The 15,476-nt window shown below is 36.7% G+C and carries 17 protein-coding genes; 15 read left to right on the top strand and 2 right to left on the bottom strand.

Annotated elements, in window-relative coordinates; genetic code table 11:
- Positions 1-33: 33 nt before the first annotated feature.
- From mqnE to ACZ430_RS05935, 14 genes are all read left to right on the top strand, one after another.
- On the top strand, positions 34-1,110 hold the full coding sequence (gene mqnE, locus ACZ430_RS06000) for an aminofutalosine synthase MqnE (RefSeq protein ID WP_297212353.1): 1,077 nt from the start codon (positions 34-36) through the stop codon (positions 1,108-1,110).
- On the top strand, positions 1,103-2,158 hold the full coding sequence (gene mqnC / locus ACZ430_RS05995; RefSeq protein ID WP_297212350.1) for a cyclic dehypoxanthinyl futalosine synthase: 1,056 nt from the start codon (positions 1,103-1,105) through the stop codon (positions 2,156-2,158). Before mqnE ends, mqnC begins: the two co-directional genes overlap by 8 nt.
- On the top strand, positions 2,151-2,429 hold the full coding sequence (locus ACZ430_RS05990; protein WP_297212347.1) for a hypothetical protein: 279 nt from the start codon (positions 2,151-2,153) through the stop codon (positions 2,427-2,429). The genes mqnC and ACZ430_RS05990 overlap by 8 nt, the downstream gene beginning before the upstream one ends.
- Entirely contained in the window at positions 2,422-3,360 is a 939-nt protein-coding gene (locus ACZ430_RS05985; RefSeq protein ID WP_297212344.1) for an NAD(P)/FAD-dependent oxidoreductase, read from the top strand. The genes ACZ430_RS05990 and ACZ430_RS05985 overlap by 8 nt, the downstream gene beginning before the upstream one ends.
- A complete protein-coding gene (locus ACZ430_RS05980) occupies positions 3,305-3,700 on the top strand; it encodes a nucleotidyltransferase domain-containing protein (RefSeq protein ID WP_297212341.1) in 396 nt (131 codons plus the stop codon). Before ACZ430_RS05985 ends, ACZ430_RS05980 begins: the two co-directional genes overlap by 56 nt.
- Positions 3,669-4,064 (top strand): HEPN domain-containing protein, encoded by a 396-nt coding sequence (locus tag ACZ430_RS05975; RefSeq protein WP_297212338.1) that lies wholly within the window; start codon positions 3,669-3,671, stop codon positions 4,062-4,064. Before ACZ430_RS05980 ends, ACZ430_RS05975 begins: the two co-directional genes overlap by 32 nt.
- Positions 4,061-4,477, top strand: coding sequence for a HEAT repeat domain-containing protein (locus tag ACZ430_RS05970; protein WP_297212336.1), 417 nt, complete (start codon positions 4,061-4,063; stop codon positions 4,475-4,477). The genes ACZ430_RS05975 and ACZ430_RS05970 overlap by 4 nt, the downstream gene beginning before the upstream one ends.
- The gene (locus ACZ430_RS05965; RefSeq protein ID WP_297212334.1) at positions 4,474-4,884 is read left to right on the top strand and encodes an archease; all 411 of its coding nucleotides are present in this window, start codon (positions 4,474-4,476) and stop codon (positions 4,882-4,884) included. Before ACZ430_RS05970 ends, ACZ430_RS05965 begins: the two co-directional genes overlap by 4 nt.
- Before the next feature lie 94 nt (positions 4,885-4,978).
- Positions 4,979-5,203, top strand: coding sequence for a NifU family protein (locus ACZ430_RS05960; protein WP_297212331.1), 225 nt, complete (start codon positions 4,979-4,981; stop codon positions 5,201-5,203).
- Between the two features lie 4 nt (positions 5,204-5,207).
- Entirely contained in the window at positions 5,208-6,422 is a 1,215-nt protein-coding gene (locus ACZ430_RS05955; RefSeq protein ID WP_297212328.1) for an N-acetylmuramoyl-L-alanine amidase, read from the top strand.
- Positions 6,423-7,976, top strand: coding sequence for an N-acyl-D-amino-acid deacylase family protein (locus ACZ430_RS05950; RefSeq protein ID WP_297212325.1), 1,554 nt, complete (start codon positions 6,423-6,425; stop codon positions 7,974-7,976).
- Positions 7,973-8,614: a gamma-glutamyl-gamma-aminobutyrate hydrolase family protein gene (locus tag ACZ430_RS05945; protein ID WP_297212322.1), complete on the top strand. Its 642-nt coding sequence runs from the start codon at positions 7,973-7,975 to the stop codon at positions 8,612-8,614. The genes ACZ430_RS05950 and ACZ430_RS05945 overlap by 4 nt, the downstream gene beginning before the upstream one ends.
- A 3-nt stretch (positions 8,615-8,617) precedes the next feature.
- The gene (locus ACZ430_RS05940) at positions 8,618-9,691 is read left to right on the top strand and encodes an AI-2E family transporter (protein ID WP_297212318.1); all 1,074 of its coding nucleotides are present in this window, start codon (positions 8,618-8,620) and stop codon (positions 9,689-9,691) included.
- Entirely contained in the window at positions 9,684-10,802 is a 1,119-nt protein-coding gene (locus ACZ430_RS05935; protein WP_297212315.1) for a baeRF10 domain-containing protein, read from the top strand. Before ACZ430_RS05940 ends, ACZ430_RS05935 begins: the two co-directional genes overlap by 8 nt.
- Here ACZ430_RS05935 and uvrA read toward each other — a convergent pair.
- Positions 10,788-13,562: an excinuclease ABC subunit UvrA gene (gene uvrA, locus ACZ430_RS05930; RefSeq protein ID WP_297212311.1), complete on the bottom strand. Its 2,775-nt coding sequence runs from the start codon at positions 13,560-13,562 to the stop codon at positions 10,788-10,790. The two genes, ACZ430_RS05935 and uvrA, sit on opposite strands and share 15 nt — an antisense overlap.
- A gap of 57 nt (positions 13,563-13,619) precedes the next feature.
- Here uvrA and ACZ430_RS05925 point away from each other — a divergent pair, with 57 nt between their 5' ends.
- Positions 13,620-14,165 carry a ferredoxin domain-containing protein gene (locus ACZ430_RS05925; protein ID WP_297212309.1) on the top strand — a complete coding sequence of 182 codons (546 nt, stop codon included), beginning with the start codon at positions 13,620-13,622 and terminating at the stop codon, positions 14,163-14,165.
- Between the two features lie 5 nt (positions 14,166-14,170).
- Here the strand turns inward: ACZ430_RS05925 and ACZ430_RS05920 are convergent, their stop codons facing one another.
- The gene (locus ACZ430_RS05920; RefSeq protein WP_297212306.1) at positions 14,171-15,406 is read right to left on the bottom strand and encodes a M16 family metallopeptidase; all 1,236 of its coding nucleotides are present in this window, start codon (positions 15,404-15,406) and stop codon (positions 14,171-14,173) included.
- Positions 15,407-15,476 lie beyond the last annotated feature (70 nt).

Raw genomic sequence — 15,476 nt, 5'->3', positions numbered from 1 at the left:
AAATAAATCAATGAGCAGTGCTATAATAAGCTTATGTTTGCCGAAATTAAAGGAAAAATTGAGGCTGGAGAGAGGCTTTCAAGAGATGATGCTTTATATCTTTTTCAGTCTGACCGAATCCATGAAATAGGTGAGCTCGCCGATAAAGTTTCAAGAAGAGTTAACGGAGATAGGGTATACTTCATTCTAAATCGGCACATAAATCCTACAAACATCTGTGTTAATCGTTGTCGCTTCTGTGCCTTTTCTCGTTCAAAGGGAGATAGGGATGCCTATGAGATGACAATTGATGATATTCTTGAAGACGTTAGAAAAGCTAAGCAAGAACTTGGAAGACTTAGCGAGGTTCATATTGTCTCTGGACTTCATCCTGATTGGAATTTTGACTACTATCTTGAGATACTGAGTTCAATAAAAAGTGAGTTTCCAGAGATTGGAATTAAAGCCTTTACTGCTGTAGAGATAGATTATTTTTCAAGAAAGTCGGGACTGTCCGAGGAAGAGGTAATGCTTAGATTAAAAGAGGCAGGACTTGACATAATGCCAGGTGGAGGGGCAGAGATTTTTGAATCATCAGTGAGGAATCAGATATGCCCTGAAAAAATCTCTGGAGAGCGATGGCTTAAGATAGCTAAAACCGCTCACACTCTTGGAATTAAAACAAATGCTACGATGCTTTATGGACATGTGGAGTCCTATGAGGATAGAGTTGACCATCTGTTTAGATTGAGAGAATTGCAAGACCAAACAGGAGGTTTCCTTGCCTTCATCCCTTTAAGCTATCAGCCTGAAAATACAGACATTAAAGTTCCCTATCCATCAGGGATAGATGATCTAAAAACAATTGCCATTTCAAGGCTTGTCCTTGACAATATTCCTCACATTAAGGCTTATTGGATAATGCTTGGAGAGAAACTTGCACAGCTTGCCCTTCTATTTGGTGCAGATTGCCTTGAAGGAACTGTTATTGAAGAGAGAATTGCCCACTCTGCAGGTGCCCGTTCAAAGAGAGGAATGGGAATTAGTGAAATAGTCCATCTCGTAAGGGAGACAGGTAAGATTCCTGTAGAGAGGGATAGTTTTTATAATTCCCTTAGGATATATGGCTAACACACTTCGTTTAGAAAAAGAATATGCTCTCAAAATGATACAAGAAATCCATCTCCATGAACTTGGAAAAGAAGCAGACCAGATAAGAAGGAGACTTCATCCCGAAGAGGTTGTTACCTTTGTGGTAGATAGAAACATAAACTACACGAACGTTTGCATAAATCGTTGTAAATTCTGTGCTTTTTGGAGACCGAAGGAAGACCCCGAAGCCTATGTGATTACCTATGATGAGCTTTCCCAAAAAATTGAGGAGACCATTGCCAAGGGAGGCACTCAGATACTTCTTCAAGGTGGAGTCCACCCCGAGCTTGGACTTGATTTTTATGTGGAGATGCTAAGGTTCATCAAGAAGAATTTCAAGATTCATGTTCACGGATTCTCTCCTCCAGAGATTACCTTTCTTAGTAGAAAAGAGGGGCTATCTGTAAGAGAAATCTTGATTAGGCTCAAAGAGGCTGGACTTGATACAATTCCCGGAGGAGGCGCAGAAATACTTTCAGACAGAGTTAGAATTCGTCAGTCACCGAATAAGATTAAATCAGATGAGTGGTTGAGTGTAATGCGGGAAGCACACTTGCTTGGAATGAAGACCTCAGCAACGATGATGTTTGGAAGTATTGACTCAGATGAGGACATAATTGAGCATCTTGATAAATTAAGAAGCCTTCAGGATGAGACTGCTGGATTTACTGCCTTTATCCCTTGGAGTTTTCAGCCTTGGAATACAGAGCTAAAGAGAGAAAATCCAGAGATTGAGCCTGCAGGTGCTGTAAAGTATCTCAAAGTGCTTGCCCTAAGTAGAATATATCTTAACAACTTCCCTAATATTCAGGTTTCATGGGTGACACAGGGAATAAAGATTGCCCAGGTAGGGCTTCGTTTTGGTGCTAATGACTTTGGTTCAACAATGCTTGAAGAAAATGTTGTAAGAGCAGCAGGTGTAAGCTACAGAGTTACAATGGATGAGATAATCAGTGCAATTAAGTCAGCAGGGTTTAAGCCTGCCCAGAGAGATACCTATTACAATGTGCTCAAGTACTTTGAATAGAATCCGTTGGGACTTCTTTGAAAAAGTTATAATTCCTGAGGAGTTTTCCAAGTATCTGTGGGACTACAAGATTGAGGCACCTCTTGAGGTTTTGATTCTTAGGGTTTTAAGATATGGAAAGTTTGAGGAGATAGAGAGAATTTTTAGACTCTATCCTGAAGAGACTGAAACAATTGCCTTCAAGTATCCTGAAATAAAGAGAGGAATGAGATTTTGGATAAAAAGATGGAAAGACACTTTTAAAACTTCTATAGGGAGGCTTTATGAGTGAAGTCTACGATGTAATAATAATTGGTGGAGGACCTGCAGGACTTACAGCAGGAATTTATGCAGCAAGGGCAAACCTTAAGACACTCATACTTGATAAATCAAAAACTGCAGGAGCCCTTGCCTATGCCTCTTTGATTGAGAATTATCCTGGAATGGAGAGACCTTTAACAGGAAAGGAACTCCTTGATAGAATTCGCACACAGGCTATTTCATTTGGTGCTGAATATAGAGAAGAGCAGGTAGTTGGAGTTGACCTTGTATCAGAGATAAAGGAAGTTATTACCATGAGTGGAAGTTACAAGGGGAAAACAGTTATCATTGCCACTGGTTCTATGGGAAGAAAACCTACCATAAAGGGAGAGGGAGAATTTCTCGGAAGAGGTGTAAGCTACTGTGCTGTCTGTGATGCTCCCTTTTTTAGAGGGAAAACCGTGGCAGTCCTTGGAGATAGCGAAGAAGCAGCCAAGGAGGCTGTTTATCTTACAGAGTTTGTTGAGCTATGCTATCTTGTAACTTCATCGTCAAAATTAAAGGTTGAGGATTCTCATCCTGTTTTTACAAACATTAAGGTTAAAATTCTCACAGGTTACACAATAAAGGAGATAGTAGGAACTGATTTTGTTACAGGACTTAAAATAAGTAAAGATGGAGTTGAGGAAACATTAAACTTAAGCGGTGTATTTGTATTCATTCAGGGGTCTCAGCCTATCACTGATTTTCTCGGTGAGGCATTGAAAGTTGATGAGAGGGGATTTATTGTGGTAGATAATTTCATGGAGACAAGTATTAAAGGAGTATATGCTGCAGGAGATGTGGCAAGTCCCTTTATTAGACAGGTTATTATTGCCTGTGCCCAAGGAGCAATAGCAGCTCTTAGTGCAGAAAAATACATTCGAGGAAGAAGCAGTATTAAGGCAGACTGGCATGGGTGAAATGATGATAACCGAAGAACTTATTGAAGAAATTAAGGACAAAATAGTAAGCTCAATCTCTCCAGATAAGATTATTTTATTTGGCTCTCAAGCCACAGGTGAGGCAAAAAAAGAGAGCGATATTGATTTAGTAATAATCTGGGATACAGCAGAATCCCAACATAGAAGAAATTTAATCGTTAGAAGGCTTTTTCCTGGAAGAAATTTCTCCCTTGATGTTTTTGTCTTCACGCCGAAGGAGGAAAGAGAACTTAGGGATATAAGAGGTACAATTTTATACACAGCCTTTAAAAATGGGAAGATAATATATGAAAAATCTAAAGGAAGAAATAGTTCTTAGATGGTTTAAGAAAGCAGAAAACGATATTAAAAACATCGAAAACAATTTAAAAAGTGAGGACTTTCCAACTGATACAGTCTGTTTTCATGCTCAGCAGGCAGTAGAGAAATTTTTCAAGGGAGCACTTGTATATTTTCAGAGAGACATAAGTAAAACCCATGATCTTGTTAGACTACTCTCAGAAATTGTAGATCTCATCCCAGAATTGAAAGAGTTTGAAGAAGATTTAGAGAGATTAACAGAATTTTCTGTAGAAGTTCGATATCCAGATACATTTTATGAACCCACCCTTGAGGAAGCTAAATATTCTTACGAAATTGCAACAAAAATAAGAGAAATAATTTTAAATAAGGTGAAAATATGAGTAACAATGGTAAAGGTTTTAGTAATTGGGAAGGTGAAGCCTTTGAGCAGCTGTTGTTTGACTATCTTAACAACGGTTATCTTGAAAGCATTATCACTTTTTTTGAACATGAGCCTCAGCAACTTCTTCTAATACCAAAAATGCTTTCTGATGAGAGGTTAAGACTTAAAGTTGGAGCTTTTGCAATTATTGAGGAGCTAAAACAGAAAAATGAAGACTTATTGAAGACGATAGTTCCTTCACTAATTGAGCTTCTTAAATCTCCGGATAAAAATATTCGAGGTGATGCAGTCTATGCTCTCGAAATAATAGCAGATTACTCGGCAAAGGCAGCTTTAATTGAAGCTCTTAATCAGGAGAAAGACCCTCAGATAAGAGAATTTATTGAAGATGCATTAAAAAAGCTTCAATGAGTTACGCAATAATTGATGTATCTGGAGACATAGGTATAAGAGCAGAGGGAGATAGCCTTGAAGAATGTTTTAGTAATGCTGCGTTGGGACTATATAGTCTAATTACAGACTTAGATAAAATTGAGAGTAAGAAAGAGATTGATATTTCAATAAGTGAAGATAACATTGAAAATCTTTTGGTATGTTTTTTAAATGAACTTATTTATATTTTCGATACTCAAGGTTTCATTGGTAGAAATGTAAACGTAAAAATTATTGGAAATTCACTGATTGCAAAGGTTTCAGGTGAACAATTCAATGCTGATAAGCATGATAGAAAACTTCTTATAAAAGCAGCTACTTATCACAATCTCGTTGTCAGAAAACAAGAATCTCGATGGATAGCAGAGATTATTTTTGATATCTAAATGACAATATCAGAGAAAATTGGTTAAAGAATGATGTATAATTTATTAAAGTTAGCTGGGCTATCGCAATGCTAATTAAAAAGAAGGAGGTAATATGATTGACAGAGCAAGAGTTGAGCAGGTTTTAGGAAAAATAAGGGTAGGACTTATGGCTGACGGTGGTAATATTGACCTTGTTGATATTAAGGACAATGTAATTTATGTGAAACTAAAAGGAGCCTGTGGAACCTGTCCTATGGCAACTCTAACTCTTAAAAACTGGGTTGAGAAAACTTTAAAAAGTGAGATTCCGGAAGTTAAAGAAGTAGTAGCCGTTTAAGGTAATGTTTAAATTTTTAATATTTTTTCTCTTATGTTGTTCGTTAGGAGCGGTTTTTGCGGAGGAAAAATATCAGATAACAGATATAAGATATTATGAAACAGCTCATGGGCTTAGAGTAGTAATTGAAAGTAGTGGACAATTAGAATTTTCAAAGGGACAGCTTAAAAATCCAGAGAGATTGTTTTTTGATTTCAAGAACACCATTCTAAGCAGAGAGGTTAAAAGAGAATTTTTAACATCCAAATCGATAGTAAACAGAATAAGAGTGGGTCAGTTCGATTCAAACACAGTAAGGGTTGTCTTTGACCTACTCAGTTCTGAATATGAGTTTAAATTAATTCAACTTGAAGACCCTTTCCGATTAGTAATTGACATATATAAGGATACAAAGGGCAGTAACACGTCTCCTGAAAAAGAGATTGTAAGAAGTTCTAAATCCCCCACGTTTAAGAGGAAGATTGTAATTGATCCGGGACATGGCGGAAAAGACCCAGGTGCTATCGGTCATAATGGTCTCATGGAGAAGGACGTAGTTCTGGACGTGGCTCTTAAAGTTAGAGATTTAATGCGAGAGAGTTCAAAATACGAGATAATTTTAACACGAGATAAGGATGTGTATATACCTTTAAATGAACGCACAGAGTTAGCCAACAGAGTAAAGGCAGACCTTTTCATATCAATTCATACTAATGCTGCTTCTAATTCGTTTGCAAAAGGCATAGAAACATATCTTCTTAACTGGACGGACGATGAAGAGGCAATAAGGGTTGCTGCAAGGGAAAACTCTATTTCTGTAGCAAAGATGAGGCAGATGAAGGGAGAGCTTGGTTTCATGCTGGCTTCTCTGGAAAGGGAGGCTAAAAGAGACGACTCGGTAAAACTTGCGGGTTATATTCACAACTCTCTTACAAGAAACCTTAAGAGCTCTTTTTCAAGAAATGACAATGGCGTAAAACAGGCATTATTTTATGTTCTTGTAGGAGCTCAGATGCCCTCCTGTTTGTTAGAAATCTCCTACATAAGCAATCCCGAAGAAGAAAAACTTCTTACAAATGACTCATACAGAGCAAAAATTGCAGCTTCTATTGTAGAGGGTATAGATAACTACTTTTCAAAGGCAGAAAATATTAAAAATGTGAAGTATACCAATAAGTTTTTAAAAAGAACAGACCTCGGAAAAAGCAAAGTTAAAAAAGAAAAATCCAGCAAACTTTAAATGGATATATTAATAAAAAACGCCCTTATTTTTGACGGCACAGGTAAGAGTCCCCTAAAAGCTAATGTTGGAGTTAAAGACAGCAAAATAGTCTATATTGGCAAAGAGAGTTTTTCAGCCAGTAGGATTATTAAAGCAGATAATCTTGTTCTAACTCCTGGTTTTATCGATACTCATTCTCATTCGGACTTTACCATTCTTGCGGATGCTCGGGCAGAAGGTAAGATTACACAGGGCATAACTACGGAAATAAACGGAAACTGTGGAATTTCAGCTTTCCCTCTTATTGGAGAGGTTTTTGAAAGGCGGGTTCTTGAACTTTCGTCTTTTGGTCTTAAAGGATGGACAACACTTCAAGATTACATTCAGCTACTTAAGGAAAATAAAGCCTCCATAAATCTTACATTTCTATGTGGACATGGAAATATAAGAGGCGCTGTTGTAGGTTATAAAAATCTTAAAGCGGACAAAAGGCAATTGTCCCAGATGAAAAAGCTCCTAAAGAAACAATTTTCACATAAAATAAGAGGATTATCAACAGGCTTGATATACCCACCAGGAATTTTTGCTGATAAGGATGAGCTTGTAGAGCTTAACAAAGTTGTTCGCACTTTTGGTGGGATTTATGCTACTCATATAAGAAGTGAAGGTGAGAAGCTTCTTTCTGCCATAGAGGAAGCAATAGAGATAGGAAAAAGAGCTGGTGTGCCTATCCACATATCACATCTAAAAACATCTGGAAGTGAAAACTGGTGGAAGATTGATGCGGTGCTTACTATGATAGAGTCAGCTAAAGAAGAGGGAATGAGAGTGACTGCTGATAGATATCCTTATACAGCCTCGGCAACGGACTTAGATGCATTTCTGCCTTCTTGGATTTTAGAGGGAAACAGAGAGGAGATAATAGGAAGGCTTAAACTTAGAGACACGCGCAGAAAGATTAAGAAGTATCTACAGACAAGAGGCAGGGGTTTTCTGGAAAGACTGCTCATATCGGATGTTTTATTTGAAGGAGATAAAATGTTCGAGGGAAAGAGGATTGGAGAAATTACAGATATTGAAAATGCCTCTGATTTCATATCTGACCTTCTAATTCGTTCCAGTCTTCAGGTAGGAGCTATATACTTTGGCATGAGCGAGGAAAATTTGGAAAGAATTCTATCTAAGCCCTATGTTATGATTGGCACAGACAGTTCTGCAAGATGCAGTAGAGGTATCACTGCTCATGGAAAACCACATCCCAGAGGTTTTGGTAGCTTCCCTCGATTTTTAAGGAGGTATGTTTTAGAGAAAAATCTCATTAGCCTTGAAGAAGCGATAAAGAAGATAACTCTACTTCCTGCGAGAACTTTTAAGATAAACAAAAGAGGAGTTATTAAAGAGGGCTATTTTGCTGATATTGTTCTGTTCGACCCTTCAGAACTTGAGGACAGAGCGACTTTTCAGGAGCCTTTTAATATATCCAAAGGAATCAAGTATGTCCTGGTGAATGGAAAAATATCTGTGGAAGAAGGAGTTTTTAATGGAAATAGAAACGGAGAGGTATTGTTATGAAAACGATTGGTATTGCTTGTAGTATAGATGAAAAGAGATATTTTTTAAATAAAGATTACATCAAAAAGATTGTAAGCTTTGGATTTATGCCCGTTATTATCACGCCTGAAATGTTAGTTTTTAGAGATTTCATAGTAGATAAACTCTCAGCTCTAATAATTTCGGGCGGTGGCGATATACACCCATCTTTTTATGGAGAGAAGAATACGGCATGTAGAAGTATTGTTCCTCGAGAGAGAGTAGAGGCTGAATTTGAATTGATAAAAGCCTTTTTGCCTACCCGAAAACCTTTACTTGGCATATGTTACGGCATGCAGCTTATTAATATTTACTTTGGCGGTTCGCTTATTCAAGATATTCAAAGTCCTCTTAATCATAAAGATGGAACTCACAGAGTGTCTATGTTACTTGATTTTCCAATAAAAAAAGGCGAATACCTTGTGAACAGCTCGCATCATCAGGCAATAAAAAAGCTCGGCGAAGGACTTGAAGTGTTTTGCAAAGCCGAGGATGGTTTTATAGAAGGCATCTATCTCAAGGAACATCCGTTCTTTGTAGGAGTTCAGTGGCATCCCGAGAGAGACAATGGAGATGCGTCAGAGAGTCTTTGGCAAATTTTTTCAAAAAGTATACAATAGATTATGAGTTCTACAAAAAAATACAAAATTTCCTTAGAGAGAAATTTTTATATCTGGATTCTGCTTTTTTTAATAGGCCTTTTGGGATATTTAAACTATCAGATTCTTAAGTACTTTTTTGCAGCCTGTGGTTGGGCTATTGTTATAGCTCTTGTATTTCATCCAATTTTTGATTTTGCTCAAAGATACTTTAAATACCGTGGTGTTTCTGCTTTCATTACCATAATTTTAGTGATTGTCCTCTTTCTATTCCCCTTTGTTTTCATATCCTATCAGATAATTCTTGAAGCAGGTGAGCTCATAAGAAAAGTAAACTTGCCCGAACTGATTAACCAGATAACTACAAATCCATTTTTAGCAAAGATTATCGAAAGACTTAGTTTTATTACAGGAGGAGATGTAAAGTCTCTTGAAAATCTCATAAAGGATGAGATAGCAACTATTATGAAATCAATTGCAGTTAGAATAGCCCATGGTTTTGGAGATGTCGTAACTTCAGGTATAAATATTGTTCTTACCTTTTTTATAGCCTTTTTCTTTATCAAAGATGGAGACCATTTTGTGAGAAAAATCATAGAGTTTTTACCTTTTGCCGAAGCTGATAAGGTTTCCATAAGAAATCAAGTAAAAAACATAATTTATACTACTTTTTACGGAGGTATATTAATTGCAATAATTCAGGGAACAATTTTAGGCATTACTTTCTACTTTCTAAACATCCCCTCTGCAACTCTTTGGGGCTTTGCTACAGCAATTGCTTCATTCATTCCTGTACTGGGAGCTTTTGCTGTATGGGGGCCTGCGGCGATTTATCTATTTGCTAAGGGTTATATAATAAAAGGTATAGTGCTGGTAGTAGTTGGAGCTTTGGTAATCAGTTCTATTGATAATGTCCTAAAGCCTATAATAATTAAAGGAAAGGTAAATCTACCGTTGATTTTTATCTTTCTTTCCGTGCTGGGCGGTATTAAGGCATTCGGTCTCATAGGTTTCATAATCGGGCCGCTAATTTTCAGTCTTTTCGTATCTTTTCTCGAAATTTTAAAGAATTTTGTAGGAGGTGGAGAACATGCTTGATAGAGAAGAATTAGAAGTCTTAGAAAATTTTAAATCAGAAGGAGAATTAGTGGTAAGTCTTTTTCTTAGCGTATCACCTCAAGACAGAAAAAGAAGTGGTTATATATCAAAATTTAAAAATCTCGTAAAAGCTTTAGATGAAAAGAAGGCTTCCCAGGTTAAAGAGGACATAGAAAAAATAGAGAGATTCTTACAGGGAGAAAGGGAATCTTTCAAGAAATTTCTCGTTCTTTATAGCTGTATTAAAAAGGGACTATGGCGGAGATATGATTTAAATGTAGAACTAAAAGATGAATTAATAGTTGATAACACTCCTTATACTAATCCATTGATTGATGTTCTCAGTAATTATCAAAAATATGGAGTGCTTCTTGTAGATAAACGTTCCGCCAGAGTATTCTTGGTATTTTTAGGGGAAATTGAAGAATACGGTATGGTTGAGCATGACCATGTTCCCGGTAAGCACAAGAAGGGTGGGTGGTTTGCTCTTGCAGAAAAGAGATTTGAAAGGCATATTGAACACCACATACAGATGCATCTAAAAGAAGTTATTGAGAAGTTTGGAGAATTTTTAAAGGACCGGGAAATCAGAAATCTTATTTTAGCTGGACCAGATGAGGCTATTTATGAATTAATGAAAATTCTTCCGGAGAGCATAAAACAGAAAATTGTAGGGAGAACATTCATAGAAAAACATGCTTCTTCCGAGGAAATTCTTATGAAATTAATGCCTATCATAGAGGATTACGAAAGAGCAAAGGAAAGCAGAATTCTTTCAGAGTTGCTTACTCGGGCAAGCAAAAATGAAAACGCTGTTACTGGTATAGACGATGTATTGAAGTACTTGAGAGAAAAGAGAGTGAGTAAATTAATATTGCCTAAAGATTATAAAATTGAAGGTAGTATCTGTCCATCTTGCGGTTTCGCTACTCATCAGGAAATAGAAGTTTGTCTTTCCTGTAGAGGAAAATTAATGAAAGGGCAAAATCTCATAGAGAGGGTCATGGAGATGGCTCTTCAAAATGGAGTATCCGTTGAAGTGATAAAAAATGAAAGTGATAGAAATTTGCTTATTGAAAATAGTGGTATAGGTGCTTTATTGCGATTTTAGAAATTTCCTTAAGTATCGGGCGGTGTGGGAGTGGTCTAATTTTAAAAAATCATATAGAACTCCCTCATACAGTATACGACCTCCTTCGTGTCCTCCTTCTGGTCCTATATCAATTATCCAGTCGGCATGAATTATTACATCAGGATTGTGCTCTATTATCACTACAGTGGCCGATTTGTCAATGAGCTTATCGATTACCTTAATGAAATTTTGGACGTCATCGTGATGAAGCCCTACAGTCGGTTCATCAAGTATGTATAGAAAACCTTTTAGAGAGGATTCTCTTTTTGAAGTAAGGGAGTTTAAAATTTCTGCGCATATCTTAAGTCTTTGAGCTTCTCCTCCTGAAAGGGTTGTTGCTGGCTGACCGAGCAAAAGATAGCCAAGCCCCAACTCTTTTATAAGTCTTATTTTTTCTCTTAGCGAAGGTTCTTCTTCAAAGAAATCAAAAGCTTCATCAAAGGTCATATTCAAGACGTCATATATGTTCTTTTCTTTGTATTTTATTTCAAGCACTTCTTCTCTAAATCTTCTTCCTTTACATTCCTCGCAAGGAAGAAAGAGGTCTTCAAAGAAAAACATTTCAATTCTTATAAATCCCTCTCCTTTACAACTTGGGCAATGCCCAGAGGCACTGTTAAGAGAGAAATGGCCTGGTGAAAAACCTTTCAATTTTGATTCTTTCTGTGAAGCAAAAATTTCCCTTATCTTTCCATAAATTTCAAGATATGTTACCGGAATCGATTTGGGAGTTTTTCCTATTGGAGACTGGTCAACAAGCTTTACAGCCTTTATATTTTTTAATCCTTCTAATTCTTCAAAAGAAAGAGGTTCTTCATTGTTAATGCCCAATCTTTTAGCTATAGCTTTATAGAGAGTATCTATAATCAGTGAACTCTTACCCGAACCAGAGACACCTGTTACAATCGTAATAGCATTCAGAGGTATGTTTATGCTCACATTCTTAAGGTTATGTCCTTTAGCTCCTTTGAGAGAAATAAAGTTTTTAAAAGCTACTGCACTTTTTTTAATTTCAAAGGATACATCCTTTTTTAGATAATTGGCAGTTGGAGATATTATAGATTTTAGACCTTGTATATCACCAGCAAATACCAGATTTCCTCCATTTTTACCACCTCCGGGGCCTAATTCGATAATCCAGTCTGCTTTGGAGATTACCTCTCTGTCGTGTTCTACTACCACAACGGTATTGCCGTACTCGGTGAGTTCTTTTAAAACATCTATTATTCTGTCTGTATCTCTTGGATGTAGTCCTACTGTTGGTTCATCAAGTACGTAGAGAGTTGAGGTAAGTCTATTGGAAAGTTGGTTGGCAATATTCACTCTCTGATACTCCCCACCCGAAAGAGTCTTAATCTGTCTGTCCATTGTTAAGTAATCGAGTCCTACTCTTTTTAAGAAATCAAGTTTCATCTTTATCTGTCTAAAAGGCTCCTCTGATATTTTAAATTCTTCTTCCGATAACTGAACCGACTCTATCCAGTTTTTCAACTCATTAACTGTCATGAAGTTTAAGTCACCAATATCAAAGCCATTTATCTTAAAGATTAAAGCAGACTCTTTAAGCCTTTTTCCCTTACAATTAGGGCACAGAGAGGGTTTTCTCATTCTCGACAGAAAAACTCTGACATGGACTTTGTATTTTTTTCTCTCCAGTTCTTCAAAAAAATCATTCAATCCGTAGAAGTATTGATTTCCTGTGAAAAGAAGCTCTTTTTGCTCTTCTGGCAGTTCTCTGTAGGGCAGGGTTACATCGATACCAGAAAGCTTTGCCCCTTTAATTAGCTGGTCTTTCCACCATTTAAGCATAGGTTTTTCAAACATCTCAATTGCCCCCTCTTTTAAAGAGAGTTCTCTGTCGGGAATAATGAGATTTTCATCATAAGAAAGCAGATAGCCAAAGCCTTTGCATTGAGGGCAAGCTCCGTGAGGATGATTAAAGGAGAAAAGAAGAGCCGATGGTTCATTGACCTGAAATCCACAAATAGGGCATTGAGCTTCTTTCGAAAAGGGAATGAGTAGTTTTTCATCGGGAACGAATATTTTAAGTGTTCCTCTTTTTAAGGCTATTTCTAAAGAGTCAATGAGTCTTGCTTTATCATACACTTTAAGGCGGTCTGTAATTACATCAATACTATTTACAGTGTTATCTTTTAAATCCTCTAAGTTTTTTATTTCAAGGGTATCAATTGACATGAATTTTGAAAATCCCTCTTTCATAAGCTTCGAAGGTCTTTCATTAGACTGAAAAATAATGAAAATTCTTTTGCCAAAAAACTTTTTAAAGAGCTCTTCTGCGACTTCAGTGGTGCTCCATTTTTTTATCTCTCTTTTACATTTCGGACATACAGGTTTAGCAATTTTTGAGAATATGAGTCTTAGATAATCATATATCTCCGTGTGAGTTCCCACTGTAGCCCGAGAACCCTTAACAGGATTTCTCTGTTCCAGGGCAATTGCGGGTCTGAGATTGTCGATAAGGTCTACCTGAGGTCTTGGTAGCTTTTCAATGAATACTCTTGCGTAACTCGACATACATTCGATAAATCGCCATTGCCCCTCTGCATAGATTGTATCAAAAGCTAAGGAAGACTTGCCCGAACCAGAGACTCCAGTAATCACAGTTAGTTTATTATGAGGAATTATTAAGTCTATGTTTTTTAGATTATTCTGTCTGGCTCCCTTTATTATTAGAAAAGTAGTATCTAAGTTGTTCGTTTCGTTTTCTTTTGAGACCATCTTTTATTGTAACTCTATGTTAAAATAACTTATCAACTTTGAATTGGAGGTGTGTTGATGCAGTTAAATCCTGAGACAGAGATTGTTGAAACAATTGCAAAGATAATGCTTGTATCAGCAAGAACAGCGCCTAAGGCAAAGGGTGAAGATGAAATTATTATGGGTATTTTGTCTTCAGAAGAGAAAGAAAAACTTGCCTTAGAGATGGATATAATCGGAGATAGAGGAGAGGCTTATAAATTTTTTAAACGAGATGCTCAAAATGTAAGGGATGCCGAGGCAGTTATTCTTATTGCTCTCAATTTTAAAAAACCAGCGGGAGTAAACTGTGGTGCCTGTGGATACGACTGCAATTCAATCTTGAAACAAAAAGGAAATAACCTCGATTACGCAGGCCCTGTATGCACTATAAGAGCTGTAGACCTTGGTATAGCATTAGGCTCTTTAGTTTCCGTTGCAAAGGAGCTTGGTGTTGACAACAGAATTATGTATACAATAGGTGTGGCAGCAAAGAAGCTTGGATTGATTGATGGACAGATGATTTTTGGAGTTCCTCTCAGCGTTAAAGGAAAGAATATCTTCTTTGATAGAAAGCCTGTGTAAAAAAGCTATTTGTTGCCGACTATTACGAGTATATAAGATTTATCCTGAATAAATTTATTTGCTACTCTCTTTATTTCTTCTTTGGTAACTTTTTCTATGTATTCGGGATATTTCTTAATATAGTCATCTCCGAGCCGGTAGAAGTCGGTTACTACAAGAAATTCGCTTATCTTTCTTAAGCTGTCAATTCTCATAGGAAAGCTTCCAATAAGAAATGCTTTTGCATCTCTAAGCTCTTCATCGCTAACTCCCTTGTGTTTGAGTTCCTCTAACTCTTTAACTATCATTTTAACAACTCTATCAGTGTTTTCTCTTTTTGTTTTAACCTCGATTGAAAAAGCTCCAGGTAATAGATAGGGGCTAAAGGTACTATAGATTGAGTAGGCAAGCCCTTGTTCTTCTCTAATATTTTTGGCAAGCCTTGATGTAAGTCCGCCACCTCCGAGAATATAGTTCATAAGACTGAACGCATAGAAGTCTGGGTCTTCTCTACTAATACCCTCAAAGCCCAGGACGATAGTTGACTGTGTGAGGTCATCTCTCTTGATGAACGTCTCTTTTGGAGACTGCCTTTTAGCTGAGGTTATGGGATTAATTTTTCTATCAAAACTCTTACCGTTCCATTTTTCTATGAAATTGCTCTTTATTTCTGAGAGCTCTTTTTCATTGATATCTCCTACGAATGAAAAAATCATTCTGTCTGGTTTGTAAAAGTTATTGTAAAATTCTAAGATGTCTTCCCTTTTTAGATTTTTTAAATTCTCCGGTAATCCTTCAACGGGTCTTCCATATGGATGGTTGTCGAATAGCTCTGATAGGAACCTTTTGTTTGCTATAAAGGAAGGCTCTTTTTCCATCTGAAGTAGGGATTTTTCAAGTATAGAGACCTCTTTTTTAAACTCTTCTTCAGGAAAGTCTGGATTTTTTAGAACGTCAAAGAAAAGCTCTAAGGCATTTTTTAGATATTTTTTAGTTGTAGCAACAGTTAGTATTGTATAATCATAGGTAACTTTTTTATCAATGGATATGGCGTAAAAGTCTAATTCATCTTCTATCTGCCTGGCTGAACGATTTTTTGTGCCATGCGTTAATAGATGGGCTGTGAGATATGCTTGAGAGGTCTTTACTTCCTGCAATGGTGAAGCGGGTATCAAAACAGTCATATACACAATGGGAATGTTTTTACGATAGAGATGTTTAATTTTAGCACCATTTGTCAGTTGTATAGTTTTAAATTTCATTTCTTCCTCTCCTGCCGAAACATAGTTTACGAGAAAAAAAATAAATATTAAAAATATTACGAAGATTTGC

This window comes from Thermodesulfovibrio sp. TK500a (assembly GCF_055381765.1).
Note: the sequence above shows the minus strand (reverse complement) of the source record. Positions and strands in the feature narration are given on the sequence as shown.

What these genes read in the sequence shown, in the direction of transcription:
- ACZ430_RS05975 (WP_297212338.1), top strand. Translation starts at nt 3,669, where the DNA reads ATGAAAAATCTAAAGGAAGAAATAGTTCTTAGATGGTTTAAGAAAGCA.
- ACZ430_RS05955 (WP_297212328.1), top strand. Translation starts at nt 5,208, where the DNA reads ATGTTTAAATTTTTAATATTTTTTCTCTTATGTTGTTCGTTAGGAGCG.
- ACZ430_RS05935 (WP_297212315.1), top strand. Translation starts at nt 9,684, where the DNA reads ATGCTTGATAGAGAAGAATTAGAAGTCTTAGAAAATTTTAAATCAGAA.
- ACZ430_RS05960 (WP_297212331.1), top strand. Translation starts at nt 4,979, where the DNA reads ATGATTGACAGAGCAAGAGTTGAGCAGGTTTTAGGAAAAATAAGGGTA.
- ACZ430_RS05925 (WP_297212309.1), top strand. Translation starts at nt 13,620, where the DNA reads ATGCAGTTAAATCCTGAGACAGAGATTGTTGAAACAATTGCAAAGATA.
- ACZ430_RS05920 (WP_297212306.1), bottom strand. Translation starts at nt 15,406, where the DNA reads ATGAAATTTAAAACTATACAACTGACAAATGGTGCTAAAATTAAACAT.
- mqnE (WP_297212353.1), top strand. Translation starts at nt 34, where the DNA reads ATGTTTGCCGAAATTAAAGGAAAAATTGAGGCTGGAGAGAGGCTTTCA.
- ACZ430_RS05940 (WP_297212318.1), top strand. Translation starts at nt 8,618, where the DNA reads ATGAGTTCTACAAAAAAATACAAAATTTCCTTAGAGAGAAATTTTTAT.
- ACZ430_RS05965 (WP_297212334.1), top strand. Translation starts at nt 4,474, where the DNA reads ATGAGTTACGCAATAATTGATGTATCTGGAGACATAGGTATAAGAGCA.
- mqnC (WP_297212350.1), top strand. Translation starts at nt 1,103, where the DNA reads ATGGCTAACACACTTCGTTTAGAAAAAGAATATGCTCTCAAAATGATA.
- uvrA (WP_297212311.1), bottom strand. Translation starts at nt 13,562, where the DNA reads ATGGTCTCAAAAGAAAACGAAACGAACAACTTAGATACTACTTTTCTA.
- ACZ430_RS05945 (WP_297212322.1), top strand. Translation starts at nt 7,973, where the DNA reads ATGAAAACGATTGGTATTGCTTGTAGTATAGATGAAAAGAGATATTTT.
- ACZ430_RS05950 (WP_297212325.1), top strand. Translation starts at nt 6,423, where the DNA reads ATGGATATATTAATAAAAAACGCCCTTATTTTTGACGGCACAGGTAAG.
- ACZ430_RS05970 (WP_297212336.1), top strand. Translation starts at nt 4,061, where the DNA reads ATGAGTAACAATGGTAAAGGTTTTAGTAATTGGGAAGGTGAAGCCTTT.
- ACZ430_RS05985 (WP_297212344.1), top strand. Translation starts at nt 2,422, where the DNA reads ATGAGTGAAGTCTACGATGTAATAATAATTGGTGGAGGACCTGCAGGA.